Origin of the sequence: Psychrobacter glacincola, from assembly GCF_904846075.1 — a bacterium.
GTDB lineage: Bacteria > Pseudomonadota > Gammaproteobacteria > Pseudomonadales > Moraxellaceae > Psychrobacter > Psychrobacter glacincola_C.
The window spans coordinates 1-19,188 of record NZ_CAJGZH010000002.1 but is presented as its reverse complement, the minus strand read 5'-3'; the positions used below and the strand labels follow the sequence as shown (position 1 = coordinate 19,188).

Sequence of the window (19,188 nt, the reverse complement as noted above, 5' to 3'; positions counted from 1 at the left end):
TGCAGAATAATCATTCTTAGAACAACGTCATCATTTAACATTGGGGTTTTTACTTACTGTCAGTATCGCCACTTTCATCATCAGTGCTATCGCTTGACGTCTTCATCTGCGCAGTTAGCGCCGCATTACTATGATCATGTGCCATTACAAATTCAACATCACTACGGAAGCCCGCTTCCATGAGATGTAACGCCACACCTAATGCTGCTTTATCTTCATAAATGACCGCATACAATGCATGGGTAATAGGCATGTAGATGCCTTCTTTGGTAGCTTTCTCATGCACTTGCTGAATGGTATTGACCCCTTCAGCTGTTTGACCGAGTTTTTTCACCGCGGCCTCAATACTCATACCGCGACCGAGCATGTTGCCGATACGATAGTTACGACTGAGCTCTGAGCTACAAGTGGCGTATAAATCACCCACACCAGACAATCCTAAGAAGGTAAGCGGATTCGCACCCGCCTCAACCCCAAAGCGGCTCATCTCTGCCAAAGCACGAGTCAATATCATTGCCTTGGTATTTTCACCGACATCATAGGCCGCCGCCATTCCCATGGCAATCGCATAGATATTCTTTAGCGCACCGCCAAGCTCCACACCTTTGACATCATCACTGGCAAACACTCGAAAAAACGCACTATGTAATGCGGCTTGTACGGCATGGCGCAAGGGCTCAGACTCACTGGCGATAACGGTCGCCGATGGCATGTTTTTCATGATCTCTATCGCAAGGTTTGGCCCCGACATGACACCAAAATTCACTTCAGGTAGCTCATCTTTAATAATGTCGCTCATCATGGCAAAAGTATCTTTCTCCATACCTTTGGTCAATGACACAATAGACTGACCACTGATAAATGGTGCAATATTCTTTAGGGTCTCACGAAAAGCTAAGCCAGGCACAGCGATGAAAACGATATCTTTGTCTTTGACGGCTGCTGCCAAGTCATGGCTGTACTTAAGGCTGTCATCAAGCTTATAACCTGGTAAATATTTTTTATTGGTCTGCGTTTTTATCATCGCTTTTACCGTACGCTTGTTACGTACCCATAGCGTGGTATCACAGCCATTGCGTGCAGCCAAGTTTGCCATTGCTGTACCAAAACTACCACCGCCTAGAAACGCCAAACGTAGCTTGGTAGGATTGCTGTGAATATCCGCCATGTTTTTTGCCACTGCTGATTCTACCGCGCTAGGATTGAGTTTTTTACGACCAATACCCGATTTGGTAGCACGTTCGATGATACCTGCCAGCAGACTGTTTTGCTTTTCAGGGGCATTCGTATTCACCTCAGTATTATCGCTACTTATGTCTTTATTGCTCTCATTAGGGCTGGTCATTTGCTGTTATCCGTATTGGCTGATTTATTATTAATAGAATTTATCATGGGTTATTTATCATGACTTATGACGCTTTGGAGTATTGAGGCTATCTATCTTTTTGCTACACGACCGACTGTCTTCTTAGAGAGCGGTATTCGTCAAGAGAAAAGCGCCACTAAACAGCGCTTAGATATATTATGACTCAAATCGCACTAAAGACTCGATATCAATCGGTTTACGGGCGGGTTCATTTTTGGGACTGGTGCCAGTATAAACAAAAGCCGTCACATAATCATCTGGACCAACGTCAAAATATAATTTAACAGCAGCTTCATTACATAGCAGTCCCGTACGCCACACTGTACTAAAACCTTGGGCTTTTAGCGCCAAAATCAGGTTTTGTACAGCTGCACCCGCACTTAGCATTTGTTCAAAAGGAGGAACTTTTTTGTGCGCTTGTATTTTTGTGACAACTGTGATGATGACGGGCGCTCTTAATGGCATGGCCTGAGTTTTTACGATGTCCTTTTCGGACAGCGTTTCGCCCTCTTGCACCGCTTTAGCTTGAGCCGCTGCGACCAAGGCATTGCCCAATTCATGACGGGCGTCCCCCTGTGTCACTATAAAACGCCATGGGCGCAGTTTTTTATGATCTGGCGCTGTCGCCGCACACTCAATCGCTGTTTCGATTTGGGCATGTGTGGGTGCTGGCGTATCCAAATTGCCCATACTGCGCCTTGAATTGATCCAGCCAATCATTTCTTCACTGCTAATCGGCATACTGTTAGTGGTGATGTCTTTGGTCGACAGTTTTTTATCATTTTCGTCGGATGTAGTCATTACCGCTCCTTATTTATTATTATCTTTTTATGCAAAAAACCAATGCTTTGGTTGGCTCTCAATACTGTCAAAAAACACGTTATGTCAAACGAATATATATCAATATTGAGTGTGAATGACTTGAATGGAAAACCATGAGTGTTTTAATCGACAACTTGTAGATTATCATCGGCTATGAAGAGGCTTTAATTATGCCGCATCATCGACCCGATGCTCCATGCGCAGATAATCCTCTGACTGCATCTCAAGTAAGCGCGAGCGTGTCCGTTCAATCTCAAACGCCAATTTCTCTCCTTGATATAGGTCCAAAATCGACTGCTGCGCTCTAACCAGCAATTTAACACGGCGATCATAAAACTCATCAACCAGATAAATAAACCGACGGGTCGGATCACGTAAGTCATCATCTAAGGCAGGCACGGCATTGACCAATACTGTGCTGAACTGCTTGGCGATTTCGATGAAATCAGATGCTGATCGTGGCTCCATACATAAATGACGGAAATCACAGAATAAAATATCCTCAGTGCGAGCATTAATTCTAATTTCGCGACCATTAATCGTAATTGGCTCATTACTGATTTTTTGGTTATTGGATAAACTGGCAAAACGGTTGGCTAACCAATGATGATTCGCTTTCGTCATAGGCGACTCATATAGCTCTGCCTGCTGCAATACGCGCAAACGATAGTCGATACCAGAATCGATATTCATCACCGTAGTATGACGCTCTACTTCAGCGATAGCGGGCATAAAACGGTCACGATGTAAGCCGTCTTTATACAATCCTGATGGCTCAATATTTGAGGTGGCGACCAATGTAATACCACGATTGAACAGCATGGTAAATAAATCACCCAAAATCATGGCATCAGAAACGTTAGAAACAAAGAACTCATCGAAACAGATAATAACCGCTTCTGCATAAATGATGTCGGCGACTTTTTCTAATGGGTCACTCTCACCTTGCAGCTTGTTTAGCTCTTGATGAACGCGCTGCATGAAATGATGAAAATGCAGACGCATCTTGCGATCAATGGTCAATGAATCATAAAACATGTCCATCATCCATGTTTTACCACGACCTACCCCGCCCCACATATACAACCCCGTTGGTGCTGTCGGCTTGGACTTTAAAAAGCCAAAAAAGCTTTTCTTCTGTGGCGCACTATTGATGAGCTGATGATGTATCTCATCAAGATAGCTCATGGCCTTAAATTGCTGCTCATCTCGAGTAAACTCATCTGTACTGACGGCTTGCTCGTAACGTTGCAATGGAGATAAACTCATAATACGACTCATCATTAGACAAAATAAATAGTAAGGTAATGGTTGATTCTGCATGAACTCGTCAAAGTAAAGCGATCAGAGCTCATGACTTGATAGCGGTTCTCTATCCTAATATTACTAGGTAACAACTAAGCGTCGCTACCAAAGGTATGCTTTTCTAATAAGCCTTTCAACTCTGACAGACGTCCATGAAAAAAGTGCCCTGCGCCCTCTACAACGCTGACAGCAATTCCTAATCGCTCCGCAAATGCTTGCATATTATCAGGGTCAATCACTTCATCAGCATTGCCATAAATCTCAAAAGTTTTATCGGCTGGCAAGCTTATATCACTGCTGTTATTTTTTTCAACGGATGGAGCAATAAGGGCGATTTTAGTAATCTCAAAATCGCCTAGCCCCCAAATATGAGGGGCTTCAAGTACCTGCTCAGCCACCCGTGCTGTCACATAACCGCCAAAAGAAAAACCACCCAACCATAACTTGCGCGCATTGGTTTGCTCTGCAATCCATTGTAGCACGGTCATTGCATCTACGACTTCACCATCCGCATAATCGTGCTCGCCAGTCGACTGCCCGACACCGCGAAAGTTAAAGCGTACCACGTGCATACCATTATCACGAGCAAAGCGATACATCGTCGTTACCACTTTATTATTCATCGTGCCGTCGAATAACGGATTGGGATGACACAGTAACGCCACTGTATCGGTATTTGGATTGTTAGGATTATCTTGTTGCCAAAGCGCGTCGACTTCGAGCACGCCAGCAGGAGCAGGAATTAATGGCATAAAATTACTTATTGATTAAAAATGAATAGGTCAATTATCCTAGATATGGTTTATATTTCAAGTGATTTGCTGTGTCATAGTACCGCTTATTTTCATTTTCGCTCATCATAAGTAAACGTCGCCTATGAATATATGATGAATATGTGCGGTCTCTGCAATACCGCACACAATAACCGACTAGACACCCCAGAGCCGAATAGGGTAGATTCATCATAGTTGTTGAGCCACCTATGGACGGATACGTGCATGGCGTATCCTCAACTTTGCTGTGATATTCAACTTTATATATGACTGACAGACATTAGGAATCGTTTATGAATACTATTAATAAAACCGCTGCACTGACTGCTACTTTGGCGGCAGCACTCGCCCTAAGTGCTTGCCAAACTACGCCTTCATCACCAGTTATCCAGCGTGCAAACTCTATTTATGAGACGACTGGCATCGCCGATAGCAAAGTAAAAGCACAGCAAAATGCGATAGACAGCGCACAAAAGACTTGCAGAGGTAAGCAAGTTATTATCGTCGATGACAAAGTCACTTATAACGGTATTTTAGATGAAAATACCGGTCGGATGATTGGGCAAGCCAGTGCCGTCCTCGGTACGATCCTTGGTACGGGCTCGCCGAACTTATCACGTGATGACGATTACGAGTATAAAATCAACTTTCGTTGCCAATAAAATAATTATTATTTCATAAAGCACTTATTTGGCGGCTCGTTATTTAATAAAGTATCTTGTTATTTAACAAAGTATTTAGCGAACCAATCAGCGATAAGAATATATTAGTCGCTGACTGGTTGGCTTCTCTTTTTGTGTGCTCGCTTTTGGGGTAAACTATCCTTTCTGATTTTTTATGACTCTTATTCTATAAACAGCTCGTTTTTAAGCTCCCTCACTTTTGGTCTATTATTATGCGCAAACCCAACCTGTCAAATATGAAACCAGCTAAGGTATTAGCGCCTGCTAAAGATTTAGCGACCTTGGAAGCCGAGTTAGCTGAGCAAGAAAACAATATAGAAGTCAATTTAGAAGATACCGTTCTGCGGTTGAGTGACTATTTATCAGCCGTTGATATGGTTATCAAACAGACCTTTAACCACCGTGTATGGGTAAAAGCAGAGATTCGCAATCTATCTAGTAAAGGCGGGCATTATTACTTTGAATTGGCAGAAAAAGATGATGACGGTAAGGTCATTGCTAGTTGCCGCGGCAATCTTTGGCGCTTTAAAGCAGCACGCGTCTTAGCAAAATTTGAGCGCGCAACTGGCATGCCCCTTGATCGTGATTTGACAGTATTGCTCAAAGTATCCGCAGGCTTCCATGCGCAATATGGCTTCTCTCTCACTATTGAAGATATTGACCCTAGCTACACGTTAGGCGACTTGGCGCGGCAGTATGCAGAGATGGTCGACCGCTTGACGGGAGAAGGCTTATTAAACCTGAATCAACAGCTGCCTGTTCCATTTGATATTGAGCATGTGCTGGTCATTGCCCCTGAAAAAGCCGCTGGATTAGGCGATTTTCAAGCCGACGCTGATCGCTTAGCGCGCACAGGTGCCTGTCATTTCCATTATCATAATGCGACCTTTCAGGGTAATCATGCGCCAAGCGAGATCCGCCAAGCAATCGTTAACGCCCAGCAGCAGTTTTTTGATACTTATAAGCACCTGCCAGACTTATTAGTCATTATTCGTGGCGGCGGTGCGGTCGGTGATTTAGCCTATCTAAATGATTATGAATTGGCAGCATTGGTTGCCGAGCAGCCTATCCCTGTCTGGGTTGGCATTGGTCACGAGCGTGATAAAGTGATCTTAGATGAAGTCGCGCATACTAGCTTTGATACCCCATCAAAGGTGATTGCCGCTATCATGACGCATTTAGCCCAGCTCGTCACTCAAACGCTGCAATACCAAGCGCAAATAAAACAAGCTGCTCAGCGTCAATTAAGCACCGCTGCACAACAAACGACACGCCAGTTGAGCCAAATACAATCACAAACAATTGGTCAATTAACCGCTCTGCAAAAAGACAGTGATTATGCGTGGCGTAGTATTCAGCAAAGCGCTCAGCGCCAAGTCAAGCAAGCCGCCAGACTCACCAGCGAGCTACGCACACAGACTCAAGCGGCTGCCTATCAGCAGTTAACAGTGGCTGCTAGCGCCAGTCAAAATAACCAAAAAACGATTATGCATTCCGCACAGCAGCAGTTAATACAAGCACAGCGTGATAGCGAACATCTGCGTGATATTGTGCTCCTGCACCGTCCTTCTCGGGTGCTCAAGCAAGGCTATACCATGCTTACTGATGCAAAAGACAAGCAAATACTGACCAGCGGTACGCAGCTCCATCCAGAACAAACGGTGCACATTCTCTTAAAAGACGGTAAAGCAAAAGCACAGATTATTGACGTAAATATTAATAAATAAGAAGTACAACCTACCGTCGATTCAACTTAATCAAAGACTTTATTTTAAAATTAGGAAACCTTATGACAACCCCTACTCGCAAACGCAAAAAAGCCGCCCCAAAAACCTTTAAAGCGGCTTATGATATTCTAAAAACCAATGCCGCTGAATTACAGCAACAAGATGAGCCAGATATTGATAATCTGATGACGACTGTTGAAGAGTCGATTGCTGCTTATCGCGTTTGCGAAACCCGTATCAATGCGGTACAGCAAGCACTAGATGCCGCTTTTGCTGAAGAAGAAGATAAAACAGAGAATAGCGACAGTTAAGTTAAGTCAATTCTATTCAGGCTCGTCGACTTCAAATACTTGGCGCAAATAGGCAAGATACGTGTCGTTATTAATCATGGTCTTGCCTGGACTGTCTGACAGTTTAGCGACTGGCTGCCCATTGCATTCCACCAATTTTAAGACAATATTTATCGGGGTGATACCCATATCATTGGTGAGGTTGGTACCAATACCAAAGCTGGTCTTTATTTGACCTTTAAAATACTGATGTAAATCCCAAGCTTTATCCAAATCTAAGCCATCACTAAAGGTTAAAATCTTGGTTCTTGGGTCTATTTTAAGATTTTTATAATGAGCAATCGCCTTATCACCCCAGATATACGGGTCACCGCTATCGTGACGTAAACCATCAAACAGCTTAGCGAAATACAAATCAAAGTCACGTAAAAACGCATCCATCCCAACGACATCGGTCAGCGCAATACCCAAATCGCCTCGATACTCATGCACCCACGCTTCAAGCGCCGCTTTTTGTGAATCACGTAAACGCACATCCAAAGCCTGAAATGCCTGCATAAATTCATGTGCCATCGTACCGATTGGCGTCATTCCCAGCTTTTTTGCTAAATACACGTTGGAAGTACCGCTCACTATTTTTGGTTCCGCTTTATGCAAAGTCTCAACCACATGGGCTTGCCAAGCTTTGCTAAAACGTCTACGAGTACCAAAATCAGCGATAATTAATGGCGGGGTATTAGCATCACATTTTGCCTGCTCTGTCGCATATTGATGCAACAATGTGACTTTTTCATCCAATCTGCGCTGCCCTTCTTCAATCACACTGGCATTCGATAGCGCATCAAAATACAGCTCATTAACGATGGCGAGTACAAACACTTCAAAGAACATCGCTTGAATCATCGGTCCTTCGATATCGATAAATAAGCGACCTTTATCATCCGTACTGACGGTAATAAAACGACGTTTCAACTTAAACAATTCTAGATAGTCAACGAAGTCTGAGCGCATAAAGCGCAAACCACGTAAGTACTCTAGTTCATCCTCTAAAAATCGTAATTCACATAAATTGTCTAACTGCTGCTCTAGATCATCTTTAATATCAGCCAATGGATACAGCGTGTCTTTATTATTACGGCAGCGAAAGCGATACACACCATGTGTCTGTGGAAACTGATGCAGCATGGCTTGCAGCATCGTAAATTTATATAAATCATTATCGAGTAAAGAGGTAATAATAGGTTCGAAAGGTTTAGAGGTATGAGTAACGGTCATGTTACAGCCTTAAATACAAAAATGAAAAGCCGCCAAACAAATCCAGCGACGAAATAGGTATACATAACTTTGACTTCCTCCCCGCCCTCAAAGGAGGGGGATTCCTACTAAAGACGGCCAAGCCCGACCGCGAGAATGTTTTTTGCTCCATTAACATCTCTGTTATGGGTCGTTTTACAAGAACGACAAAACCATACTCTTATACCAAGCGCTGATCTACCTTTCGGACTGTCTTGGCGAGAGCCGCAACACGAGCAGGTTTGGGTGGTGTACGCTTCATTCACTTCGATATAGTGGCAACCTGCGTTCGCGCATTTATAATCCAGTTGCCGCTTAATTTCAAACCAACCTGCGTCATAGACGGATTTGGCAAGTTTGCCCTTAGTGAATGATGTTGATTTTATTTTACCAACAACAATTAGGCTGTTGGCTTTGACAAGCTTTGATGTGAATTTATGAATAAGGTCTTGACGGGTATTTTTAATCTTGGCGTGAATGGCCTTGACCCGCTTTTTATTCTTAGCTCTTTGAGCAATGGCCAGTTTTTCAGCATATTGATGAGTGACTTTGGTTTGTAGTTTGTCGCCATCACTACTGACTGCTGAATCTTTGCAACCTAAATCGATACCGACTTGACCAGTGCCACACGCTGTTTTTGGAAATTCTTTAACCGTCACACAGACGTACCAGTGACCGCGATGGTCCTGTACCAATTCGCAAGTATTGATGGTGTAGAGCGCTAAGTTATAGCTGTCCCATAGGTCAATAGTGAGTTTTTTACCTTTAGCTAAGCTGAATTGCAGGGTGCTTTTTAGACACTTTTTACCACTTTGGCGGGTGCTGATATGCTTAATAGCGGTCTTTTTAAACGGAATCCAACCAAGAGAACTACGTTTGGCTTTAGGATTATTGGTGCGCCAGTTGAGTTTGGCTTTTTTAAACTGTTTACGAGCCTTGGCATGGGTTTCGGTCACTGCTTGTAAGGTTTGGCTGTGTAGGTTTAGATATTCACCCGCACCTTTGGTGTAAGTAGCCAAATCATAAGCCGAAAAGAATTGACCAGTACGCTTGAGGTGTTTAAAACTTAGCTCATTGACGTAATTCCAGACAAAGTTAACCGACCCCGCTAAGATATTTAGCTGAGTGGCATGTTTGTCTTTGATGCGTAGTTTGAGCGTTTTCATGGGGTAATTATGATCTCAATGTATTTGGTTATCAAGGTATGTTCAATCTTAGGTGACAACGGTTGACGCCTGATATCCACGCCCTAGAAGGACGTGGTTTTACGGCGCTAGATGATAAAAGTATTAATAATAGAAAACGCTCAGCTTTTGAGTATAACGAAGTTTGGTTGGTTTTTCATAATTCAACGGCTATAACAGCAAAAATACAACGATAATAAAACGAACCATCATGCTGTGATAGTAATTATGCTCAAGGCATCAATCATAAAAAAGACGCTAAGAATTATCTTAACGTCTCTATATAAAGTCGATTATCAGTATTAATAATTAAGGTTTTGCAGGCTTAACCAACTTCACTAATGGCGCATAGCCTGACTGCGGCATCACATCGACTGGAATAAACTGTAGCGCCCCGCCATTGATACAATAGCGCAGCCCGCCACGATCTTTTGGCCCATCAGGGAATACATGACCCAGATGTGAGTCTGCTACTCGCGAGCGAACTTCAGTGCGTACCATATTAAAAGCGGTGTCTTCATGCTGGGTAATGACTTGCATGTCAATCGGCTTGGTAAAGCTTGGCCAACCACAGCCAGATTGGTATTTATCAGTTGATAAAAATAAAGGCTCACCGCTCACCACATCGACATAGATACCCGGCGCAAATAAATTATCATATTCATGGCTAAAGGCGCGCTCAGTACCGGCATCTTGCGTGATATTGTATTGTGCTTTGGTCAAGGTGTTTTTGAGCGCGCCTTTATCAAATCCTGCGTAACGCTTAGGATTTAAAGTCTCAGCAACGGTACTTACAGGTGCAAGCTTGGTACGCGCAGTACCTTCTGGTTTATCATCGGCAAGGCTTAAATCAACATGACAATAGCCGTTTGGATTTTTTGCCAGATAATCCTGATGGTACATTTCAGCTAAGTAGAAATTGTCTAGCGGCTCATTTTCTACTACAATTTTTTGTTTATACTGGCTTTGCACACGTTGGAGGGCAGCATCAATCACTGCTTTATCTTCTTTATCGGTGTAATAAACGCCTGAGCGGTACTGCACACCGTGATCATTGCCTTGTTTGTTGAGGCTGGTTGGATCTATCACGCGGAAGTAGTATTTTAAGATAGTATCAAGGTCTGTTTTATCCGCATCGTAAGTGACTTTGACGGCTTCGGCATGACCTGAACCACGAATCACTTGCTCGTAACTTGGATTGGCGGTATCACCGTTGGCATAGCCTGATACAGCGTCGACCACACCCTCGACGCGCTCCATGTAAGCTTCTACGCCCCAAAAGCAGCCGCCCGCCAAGTAGATTGAGCGCGTATTAATCGCTTTGCCTTTATCGTTATAATAAACGCCCTCTTTTTGTTTGATGGTTTCAATCTTGCTGTTGTTGTCTAAGGTTTGCGCGTTTGCTGGTTTAGCACTCCCTGCTTTAAGCTCAGCAAAATCATTATTGGCATTTTCAGCAAGGGCATAGGCTTGCTCTGCCGATATATTGCCTTTCACCAAATGCACCAAGTTGCCGCTTTTATCGAGTATCGCCCAGCTTGGATAAACTTGCACACCAAGTTTATTAATCAGCTCGCCTGAAGCGTCAGACAATACTGGTAGCTTTGGATAGTCTGCTTGGACGCCTGCATACCAAGTGCTAAAGTCGCTATCGGCTTTTTCGTTTAGATGACCGGGACTGACAACAGTCACGACATTTAAATCAGCGAACTTGGGATCGGTGCGCCATTCTTCGGTTTCTGCCAACGTACCCAAACATAATGGGCACCAGCTTGCCCAAAATTTAATCAATGTCGGTTTATTAGGGTCAATGACTGCTGTGCCCGTGTCACCTAAGCCTTTTGTCAATTGCGGCAGCGCTCGCATTTGTCCAAGCATATCGGAAGGCAGCATGTCACGTGAGCTAGTCACTCCACTGTTTTGCTTGGCTGATTTAGTCGTGCTACTTGCATTGCTCTCCGCACTACTCATTTGTCCACAAGCGACCAATATGCCAGCACTCAGTACTGTCGTGACACCAACGGCACTAATGTTTTTTAGCCAACGTGATGAATCACATGGTGAGTCTGTCGCTAACTTATTAGTATGACTATGATCATTATGGCGAATTTTCTTATGCGGCATGCGAGGTCCTTTTTACGAAGTCTTACGATCATAAACTGAGTTTTTATGCTCGCTCATGATCTTCTTACGTAATCAATGAGAGTGGATAAATCAAGATTTTAGCAAAGCTAATACACTATTAGAGTATCTTAATAGTATACATCGATGATGGAGTTTACTTTAATAGTAACTAAGGGGTTGCTACACTTTTTTAACACCAGTGTAAGAATAATGATATAGACAGAAATCTATCATTTTGCAGGTGTAATTTATAAAACAGCATTTAAAAAAACGTCGTATTATTTTTAAATTAAATTTTGGCACGCATAAATTGCGCCACATACTCATCAGCTGGGTTGTGGCGTAATTCACTGGGTGTATCCGTTTGTACCAAACGCCCGCCATTTAAAATACTAATCCGCTGACCGACCTTAATCGCTTCATCGATATCATGAGTGATAAAGACGATGGTTTTGTTTAGCCGTGCTTGTAGCTCAAGTAGTTGGTCTTGTAATTGGGCACGAATAAGGGGATCAAGGGCAGAGAAAGCCTCGTCCATCAGCAATATTTGATTGTCGGTTGCTAAGGCACGCGCAAGCCCTACTCGCTGCTGCATCCCTCCTGACAGCTCATCAGGGTAACTTTTCTCCAAATTTGCTAGCCCAACTTCATTAAGCCAATGCCGAGCAACCTCGTGGCGTTCTTTGATACTCATTTTTCGCACTCGCAAGCCGTAAGCGACGTTTTGCAGCACCGTCATATGTGGCACCAAACCAAAATGCTGAAAAACCATACTGAGTGTCTGCTGGCGATAATGCTGTAGCGCTTTATCATTTAGCTCTAAAATATTAATAGCAGACGATGATCTTCCATTTTCTAATACATCAGCAGAGGGTTTGGCATTAGTGGAGGGCTTAGCAATAGTAGACGGCTTAGCATTAATAGAAGTATCAACCCATATTTTACCGCTGGTTGGGTCAATCAAACGATTGATATGGCGTATCAAGGTTGATTTTCCTGAACCTGACAAGCCCATAATACAATGCAGCTCACCTGCTTTAACGCTTAAATTGATGTCATAAAGCCCGACCGAATAGCCTGTTTGTTCCTTTACCTGAATACTATCCATACCTTCTGCTAGTAATGCCAATGCAGACTTTGCTTGCGAGCTATTGGCATTATAAATCTTGCTGATATTTTCCAATTGAATATGATTCATGATGGCTCTCATTTTTATTTTTCTAGTTATCATTATGATTAGGGCGTGTTGAACATTCGACCAGGGCACTGATAATTAACCAATGGGATGCCTGCCAGCATCGATGGTTTTTTGCCAAGCACGCTTGCCTTGACCGAACGCTTGGGTGATACGGTCAATGATAATTGCAACGATGACAATCGCCGTACCTGCTTGCAAGCCCTGACCGATATTAAGCGTTTGAATCGATTGCAACACATCTTCACCAAGCCCCGGTGCGCCAATCATAGACGCGAGCACCACCATAGAGAGCGACATCATCACCGCTTGATTCACGCCCGCCATAATACTGGGTAATGCTTGCGGCAATTTAATCCAAATGAGCAGCTGCAAGTGTGTGCTACCGAACGAGCGCCCTGCTTCGACCATCTCATGATTGACTTGGGTAATCCCCAATGTCGTCAGCCGAATCAGTGGTGGCAAGGCATAAATAATAGTGGCAAATAACGCAGGCACTTTGCCAATCCCAAATAACATTAATACGGGTATCAAATAGACAAAACTTGGCATGGTCTGCATCACATCCAGTATTGGCGTCACAACCTTGCGAAGAATTTTACTGCCCGACATAGCAATGCCTATAGGAATACCAATCACGACGGTCACCAACACTGATACGATGAGCAGTGCCAAGGTATCAATCAATGCGCCCCATAGTCCAAATGCACCAATGAGAAAAAGTCCTGCGCCGCATGCCAGTGCAAACCAGATTTTACGGACACCAAACCATGCCAATACGCTCACAAGCGCAATGATAAGCCAAGGCGGCATAGTGGTTAATAGACGCTCAATCGGTAGCAATAGATAGGTTAACGCCATGGTACTGACAGTACGAAACACATCGCCATAATTTTGGACAACGCTTGCTAATGTATTATTAAGCGGCGTCTCAAGTGACCAAGAAGGAAAGCTCGATAATGAGGTCGCTCGATTAGTGCTAGAGACGGTTGCATCTGAAGTGATAGCCTCGCCCGTTAAGCTGATGCCTAGCTTAGCCGCAAGGTTACTGGCTGCTTCATCAGACAACCATGCTTGCCAGACGCTCGGATATTTACGCAAAAATGCTAGTGCTTGCTCATCGCCACTGCGTTTATTTTCACTCATCTCCAAGATAGCACCATTGAGCTCATCGGAGCTAAACTGAACTTTTTTAAAGACATCAGCAAGCTCTGGATTGGATTCAATAAAGGGGGTAGATACTGCGATACCTAAAGGTGAGACAGGGAAGCCAGACACACAATCGGCGGTGCCATCCGCTCGTAACAAATCTTGCCAACAAGCGTCATCATGGGCAGGGAACTCTAATGGCGCAAAGTCATATTTTGCCATCAAGCCCGTAGGCTGCCAGTAATAAAACAGTAGTGGCTTATGTTGCTCAAAAGCAGAGGCAATCTCAGCGTCGAGCGCTGCCCCAGTGCCGGGATGGGCATTATTAAAGATACTGTCCAAACCTGTATTCTTCAGCAAGCGAGTATTGAAAATCTCACACGTCCAACCAGACGGACAATTCATAAAGCGTGATTTGCTAGGGTCTTCAGGATCTTTAAACAGCTCAGCATATTTAGGCAAATCTTGATAACTGCGTAGACCTGGGTTTTCTTCTAATACATATTTGGGTACATACCAACCTTGAGTTGCGCCGCCTTTGAGCGTATCACCGATGACTGCCACTTTATTCTGCTCGATGGCTTGTTCCATAATTGGCGAGCGTCCAACCCACTGCTCCCCAATCACTTGAATGTCGTTTTGTGACAATGCCGTTTCGAGTGCAGGACCAGCACCCGGCACCTCTTCAATTGTACAATCATAGCCATCTTCAGCGATGTACTTAAGCACCCCAGAGATAAACTGACCGCTCTCCCATGTCAGAGCGCCAAATTTGATTGGTGAGTCGCAGGCTGCTGATGCCGATACTGGCAGTAACAGCACGCTCATGCATAGTAAACTTAACGCAATCCATTGGCGCATAAGATGTCCTATTTATAATTTTTATTATGGAAATGAACGCCCAAGTCAATAACATTATTGCTTTACGCCAAGCGTGTATTGCTTTTGACTCATTCAGTCGTTGAAGACTAGACAACGTCTTCATCTAAAACTAATACTACTATCGTTTAGGCTCACTACAAAGTGTAGCGATTTATAGACAAGATGACAAATGCTCATTAATTTTTTATCGCTTACTTTTATACAAAAAAATAGCACCTATTGAGATAGATGCTGTTTTTTAAAGTTGCTTATATGATTGCTCACAATGATTAGGTATTTTTGTTTACTTGAACGAAAGTTATGTCAACTTTGCTCACTTTAGCATTTGTTATTTTAAAAACATTGCCATGGCTTTTTTAAACAACCCGCCATAAGGTGGCAACAACAAATTCAACCCATTTAACTTGGATTGTACAAATACTGGTTTCATATGGCTAAGACGCTCGAATCCCGCTTTACCATGGTAAGCCCCCGTTCCTGAATCGCCAACCCCGCCAAACGGTAAGTCATGCTGGGCAACATGTATCAGCACTTCATTAATACATAGGCCACCAGAGACCGTATTGTTACGTACTTTCTCTAGGGCGTTATAGTTATCACCAAAAACGTATAACGCCAGTGGGCGTGGTCGCTCGTTGACAAAATGAATGGCATCATCAAGCGTATCGTAATGCATCAATGGCAAAATCGGCGCAAAAATCTCTTCCTGCATCACATCACTATCGGGGGCAGGCTCACTCACGATGACAGGCGGCATTAGACGCGTTTCGATATTAGACTCAGCATCAGTGAGCTTATGGATCCCATCGCTCGATAATGCATCTAGATAGCCTTTGACACGCTTAAATTGCTCGCCATTGATAATACGTGAGTAATCTGGATTGCTCTCAATATTTGGATAGTGCTTTTCCATCCACTCTTTTGCTAAACGGATAAACTCTTCATGATATTGGCGCTGAATCAGTACATAATCAGGGGCAATACAGGTCTGACCCGCATTTAGTGTTTTGCCCATCATCACACGATTGACGGCGTTTTCTAAGTTTGCGCCCTCTAACACGACGACCGGTGATTTACCGCCCAGCTCGAGCGTGACGGGTGTTAAGTTAGGAGCCGCCGCCGCCATGACTTTTTTGCCCACAGCCGTAGAGCCCGTATAAAGCAGATGATCAAAAGGCAGCTCACTAAAAGCAACCGCAATGTCTACCTCACCCAGTACTACACAAATCATGTCTGGTGAAAAATAACGAGCAATCGCACTGGCAAATGCTTGGGCAAATTGCGGTGCCGCTTCACTCATCTTGATCATAACTCTGTTGCCAGCAGTGAGTGCATCAATCATCGGTCCTACTGCTAAAAATAACGGATAGTTCCAAGGCACCATGATACCAACCACGCCCAATGGCTGAGGCTGGATTTCATTATGAGCTGGCATATACAGCGCTGAAATAGAAGCCCGCTGAACTTTCATCCATTTTTTACCGTGCTTTTTGGCATGACTGATACCAGTAAAGCTAGGAAACAACTCGGCAAACTGGGTCTCTGATTCGCTACGATAACCAAAGTCGGCACTGATCGCTTTGGCGAAACTGGCTTGGTTATCGCTAAGCATGACTTCTAGACTGTCTAGTTGGGTTTCACGAGTGGCCCAGTCATTGATTGGCTGCGTGCGACTGAGTGTTTGTAAGCGTAAAAATTGCGCTCGCATCTCATCAACCGTATTAGCAATACTAGGCGATTTTGGCGCAGGTTGCTGCAACATATCCGTGTCGATTGAGGTCTGCTCATTCATGTTTTGATTATTATCTGTCATTTATCTTCCTTGTCATCTGCGTTGGAGTCAATATACTCTATTGGGTTAGAGACTCTGTATTTCTAGGGCTTATCCTCATTTTAAAAATGGTGATAAACATGAGATAAATTGCCGTCAAACAAGGAAAGTAGCGCAAATAATATCGAGATATTAAGAAGCTATTTGACGATGTTTGGCAAAATTTAGCCATTTTCAGCCCATTTAGAAAGTAATCTATTGAATTAAGGACACGCCCTAATCAGCGGGTTGCATTGATGGCAACCCCTGAACATAAGTAATGCGATTCCATTCATTGCACTTTAATGTAGCGCATCAACGAATCAATGAACAGCACATTAAGTTGACTCCTGCGTCTGTATGAAATAAGTGTCTATAAACACGCATCACAATGCTAGAAATTTCATATTAAGCACTGAGAACTTTTGCTTATTATGGCTACTCCGTTAGGGCATTTATCAGTGTTTTGATTGTTGAGTTTTACAGCGTGACCAGAGATAATCTTGGGTACCAATCGCAAAAACTGCTACACTCACTATCGATATCACGACTAAATATCAGTGATACACCTCTTCGAACCAGACCACAATAAGACTGCGACTCTCATGCAAAACACCACGCAACAGCTTAATGACACACTGATCAGCAAATCTCTAACAACAGCCGATTACGTTCCCACTCTCGATGCGATGCTAGCACGTACACTTGCACGTATTGACTTAAAAAAACAGCAAGGACTGCGCACACCTGACGAATTATGGATTGTCGATCACAATGATGTGTATACTTTAGGGCAAGCAGGTAAAGAAGAGCACATCTTGCAACGTACCAATACGCCTATTATAAAAACGGATCGCGGCGGTCAAGTGACATGGCATGGTCACGGGCAGCTGGTTATTTATTGGTTGTTCGATTTGAATAGCTTGGGCTGGAGTGTGCGCAACTTGGTCTCGCATGCCGAGCAAGCAATCGAAGACGTCATCAATGACTGTTTGCAAAATCTTGCTTCATCAGACACAACAGCCATCAGCGCCCATGCGCGCCGTGACGCACCCGGTGTTTATCTATATGCTGATACATCTGTAGCGGATGATAAAATGATGCTTGGAAAAATGGCATCGTTAGGCTTCAAAATTAAACATGGATTTAGCTATCACGGTATCGCGCTTAATTTAAATTGTGACTTATCCGCATTTAATGCGATTAATCCGTGCGGCTATGCGGGGATGCAAATGTTACGGTTATCCGACTTTACGGCTATGCAAAAAGAGTCAGATGAACAAACTGGTGAAGCCTTAAGCTATGAACAAGTGACCCAAAAACTTATTGATAACATTGCTAAGCGTCATGCTGGACTCATTGAGCTACGCGCACTCGCACCCAAGTGAGGTCTTTAGGTCCGTTTTTGCATAATCTTTTTTTGCATAATATCGTGCACGCTTAGACTTAAGCATTGTGAGAAAATTTGAGTCAAACTTGTTATAATCGCAGGCGGCACATATTGGGCACAGTGATAATATCGCAGTGCCGCAACGTTATTCTTTTATCATCACTTATTATTCAAGCACTTAAAACAAAAGCAAATTGGAGTACTTTATGGCAGATTTTAACAAAATTTTGGACGCAGGCGATGTAGACGGCGGCATTATCAACGTAGTAGTAGAAATCCCAGCTGGTAGCAGCCATAAAATTGAGTGGAATCGTGAACTGGCGGTATTTGAGCTTGATCGTATTGATCCACAGATTTTTGCCAAGCCTTGTAACTATGGTTTTATACCGCAAACGCTTGACGAAGATGGTGATGAGCTTGACGTGTTATTGCTGACTGAGCAGCCGCTACCAACTGGTATTTTCTTAAAAGCCAAAGTCATTGGTGTGATGAAGTTCGTTGATGATGGCGAAGTCGATGACAAGATCGTCGTCGTACCTGCTGACGACCGTGATACAGGCAACGCTTATAACAGCCTAGCGGATCTACCAAAGCAGCTAATCAACCAGTTAGAGTTCCATTTCAGCCACTATAAAGATCTGAAAAAACCAGGCACTACGGTCGTTGAATCTTGGGGCGACGTTGCAGAAGCAAAAGAAGTCATCAAAGAGTCTATCCAACGCTGGAAAGACCTATAGGCTATCAAAAATTGGCAGAAATGCTAATAAAGGATAGCTATTAAAATGCCGCAGTCATTATCGTGATTGCGGTATTTTTTTGATTGAATATTACTGCTATAAAATGGTTATAATAATCAACACTATCGATGCCTATTTTTCATATCGCCATAAGGACAGTCATGTTTAACCCCGACCCTAGCTCAAAACCAGTCAACCCAAAGCTGCCAAGAGACGTCATCATGATGATCGAAAAAAACAATTTAGTGATGGCGATCAAAACTTTGGCGGCAGATGAAGACATTAGTATGGATGACGCCAAGAATAGGATTGATGCCTATGAGACACAACTAAAGGTGAAGCAGCAGCAAAAACTCAACACTATCGCCAGCAAGCAAGGCATTCCTAACCATGCTATTAGCTTTGATAGAGAGCAAGGTGCTGAGGATGAAGCTGGACATCTGATAAAAAATCGCGTC

The 19,188-nt window shown here is 43.5% G+C and carries 14 protein-coding genes and 2 pseudogenes; 6 read left to right on the top strand and 10 right to left on the bottom strand.

The genetic code is table 11. The features are described 5' to 3' along the window. Positions 1-49: 49 nt before the first annotated feature. The 4 genes from JMW85_RS06270 to JMW85_RS06255 all read right to left on the bottom strand — a co-directional run bounded on the left by JMW85_RS06270 (position 50) and on the right by JMW85_RS06255 (position 4,245). On the bottom strand, positions 50-1,345 hold the full coding sequence (locus tag JMW85_RS06270; RefSeq protein ID WP_201553718.1) for an NAD(P)H-dependent glycerol-3-phosphate dehydrogenase: 1,296 nt from the start codon (positions 1,343-1,345) through the stop codon (positions 50-52). 177 nt (positions 1,346-1,522) lie between these two features. Further along, entirely contained in the window at positions 1,523-2,167 is a 645-nt protein-coding gene (locus JMW85_RS06265) for a nitroreductase family protein (protein ID WP_087815646.1), read from the bottom strand. Positions 2,168-2,356: 189 nt separating this feature from the next. Next, the gene (zapE, locus tag JMW85_RS06260; RefSeq protein WP_087815649.1) at positions 2,357-3,457 is read right to left on the bottom strand and encodes a cell division protein ZapE; all 1,101 of its coding nucleotides are present in this window, start codon (positions 3,455-3,457) and stop codon (positions 2,357-2,359) included. Positions 3,458-3,585: 128 nt separating this feature from the next. Continuing rightward, positions 3,586-4,245: an alpha/beta hydrolase gene (locus JMW85_RS06255; protein ID WP_087815651.1), complete on the bottom strand. Its 660-nt coding sequence runs from the start codon at positions 4,243-4,245 to the stop codon at positions 3,586-3,588. A gap of 314 nt (positions 4,246-4,559) precedes the next feature. Here JMW85_RS06255 and JMW85_RS06250 point away from each other — a divergent pair, with 314 nt between their 5' ends. From JMW85_RS06250 to xseB, 3 genes are all read left to right on the top strand, one after another. Beyond that, on the top strand, positions 4,560-4,928 hold the full coding sequence (locus tag JMW85_RS06250; protein WP_045446124.1) for a hypothetical protein: 369 nt from the start codon (positions 4,560-4,562) through the stop codon (positions 4,926-4,928). A 233-nt stretch (positions 4,929-5,161) separates the two neighbouring features. Then, on the top strand, positions 5,162-6,676 hold the full coding sequence (xseA, locus tag JMW85_RS06245) for an exodeoxyribonuclease VII large subunit (RefSeq protein WP_201553717.1): 1,515 nt from the start codon (positions 5,162-5,164) through the stop codon (positions 6,674-6,676). Between the two features lie 62 nt (positions 6,677-6,738). Beyond that, a complete protein-coding gene (gene xseB, locus JMW85_RS06240; RefSeq protein WP_045446121.1) occupies positions 6,739-6,987 on the top strand; it encodes an exodeoxyribonuclease VII small subunit in 249 nt (82 codons plus the stop codon). A gap of 12 nt (positions 6,988-6,999) precedes the next feature. Here the strand turns inward: xseB and pncB are convergent, their stop codons facing one another. From pncB to JMW85_RS06210, 6 genes and pseudogenes are all read right to left on the bottom strand, one after another. Further along, the gene (pncB, locus tag JMW85_RS06235) at positions 7,000-8,241 is read right to left on the bottom strand and encodes a nicotinate phosphoribosyltransferase (RefSeq protein WP_087815655.1); all 1,242 of its coding nucleotides are present in this window, start codon (positions 8,239-8,241) and stop codon (positions 7,000-7,002) included. Positions 8,242-8,328: 87 nt separating this feature from the next. Continuing rightward, a pseudogene (locus JMW85_RS06230) lies at positions 8,329-9,425 on the bottom strand (RNA-guided endonuclease InsQ/TnpB family protein). A gap of 327 nt (positions 9,426-9,752) precedes the next feature. Continuing rightward, positions 9,753-11,567, bottom strand: a complete 1,815-nt coding sequence (gene msrAB / locus JMW85_RS06225; protein ID WP_087814394.1) for a bifunctional peptide-methionine (S)-S-oxide reductase MsrA/peptide-methionine (R)-S-oxide reductase MsrB — start codon at positions 11,565-11,567, stop codon at positions 9,753-9,755. A 289-nt stretch (positions 11,568-11,856) separates the two neighbouring features. Beyond that, on the bottom strand, positions 11,857-12,765 hold the full coding sequence (locus JMW85_RS06220; RefSeq protein ID WP_087814393.1) for an ATP-binding cassette domain-containing protein: 909 nt from the start codon (positions 12,763-12,765) through the stop codon (positions 11,857-11,859). A 75-nt stretch (positions 12,766-12,840) separates the two neighbouring features. After that, on the bottom strand, positions 12,841-14,772 hold the full coding sequence (locus JMW85_RS06215) for a glycine betaine ABC transporter substrate-binding protein (RefSeq protein WP_201581260.1): 1,932 nt from the start codon (positions 14,770-14,772) through the stop codon (positions 12,841-12,843). Between the two features lie 349 nt (positions 14,773-15,121). After that, positions 15,122-16,606: a coniferyl aldehyde dehydrogenase gene (locus JMW85_RS06210; RefSeq protein ID WP_176393036.1), complete on the bottom strand. Its 1,485-nt coding sequence runs from the start codon at positions 16,604-16,606 to the stop codon at positions 15,122-15,124. 602 nt (positions 16,607-17,208) lie between these two features. On the opposite strand from JMW85_RS06210, the gene lipB reads away from it, so the two are divergent. From lipB to JMW85_RS06195, 3 genes and pseudogenes are all read left to right on the top strand, one after another. Further along, complete coding sequence (gene lipB, locus JMW85_RS06205; protein WP_201559795.1) at positions 17,209-17,991, top strand: lipoyl(octanoyl) transferase LipB; 783 nt, start codon at positions 17,209-17,211, stop codon at positions 17,989-17,991. Between the two features lie 208 nt (positions 17,992-18,199). Next, positions 18,200-18,730, top strand: a complete 531-nt coding sequence (locus JMW85_RS06200; RefSeq protein WP_010198287.1) for an inorganic diphosphatase — start codon at positions 18,200-18,202, stop codon at positions 18,728-18,730. A 161-nt stretch (positions 18,731-18,891) separates the two neighbouring features. After that, positions 18,892-19,188 (top strand): annotated as a pseudogene (locus JMW85_RS06195) (hypothetical protein); the annotation flags it as partial.

Bases quoted from the DNA above. Each gene is read 5' to 3' on its own strand.
- JMW85_RS06265 (WP_087815646.1), bottom strand. From the start codon at position 2,167: ATGACTACATCCGACGAAAATGATAAAAAACTGTCGACCAAAGACATC.
- zapE (WP_087815649.1), bottom strand. From the start codon at position 3,457: ATGAGTTTATCTCCATTGCAACGTTACGAGCAAGCCGTCAGTACAGAT.
- JMW85_RS06270 (WP_201553718.1), bottom strand. From the start codon at position 1,345: ATGACCAGCCCTAATGAGAGCAATAAAGACATAAGTAGCGATAATACT.
- JMW85_RS06215 (WP_201581260.1), bottom strand. From the start codon at position 14,772: ATGCGCCAATGGATTGCGTTAAGTTTACTATGCATGAGCGTGCTGTTA.
- xseA (WP_201553717.1), top strand. From the start codon at position 5,162: ATGCGCAAACCCAACCTGTCAAATATGAAACCAGCTAAGGTATTAGCG.
- lipB (WP_201559795.1), top strand. From the start codon at position 17,209: ATGCAAAACACCACGCAACAGCTTAATGACACACTGATCAGCAAATCT.
- pncB (WP_087815655.1), bottom strand. From the start codon at position 8,241: ATGACCGTTACTCATACCTCTAAACCTTTCGAACCTATTATTACCTCT.
- JMW85_RS06210 (WP_176393036.1), bottom strand. From the start codon at position 16,606: ATGACAGATAATAATCAAAACATGAATGAGCAGACCTCAATCGACACG.
- JMW85_RS06250 (WP_045446124.1), top strand. From the start codon at position 4,560: ATGAATACTATTAATAAAACCGCTGCACTGACTGCTACTTTGGCGGCA.
- msrAB (WP_087814394.1), bottom strand. From the start codon at position 11,567: ATGCCGCATAAGAAAATTCGCCATAATGATCATAGTCATACTAATAAG.
- xseB (WP_045446121.1), top strand. From the start codon at position 6,739: ATGACAACCCCTACTCGCAAACGCAAAAAAGCCGCCCCAAAAACCTTT.
- JMW85_RS06220 (WP_087814393.1), bottom strand. From the start codon at position 12,765: ATGAATCATATTCAATTGGAAAATATCAGCAAGATTTATAATGCCAAT.
- JMW85_RS06200 (WP_010198287.1), top strand. From the start codon at position 18,200: ATGGCAGATTTTAACAAAATTTTGGACGCAGGCGATGTAGACGGCGGC.
- JMW85_RS06255 (WP_087815651.1), bottom strand. From the start codon at position 4,245: ATGCCATTAATTCCTGCTCCTGCTGGCGTGCTCGAAGTCGACGCGCTT.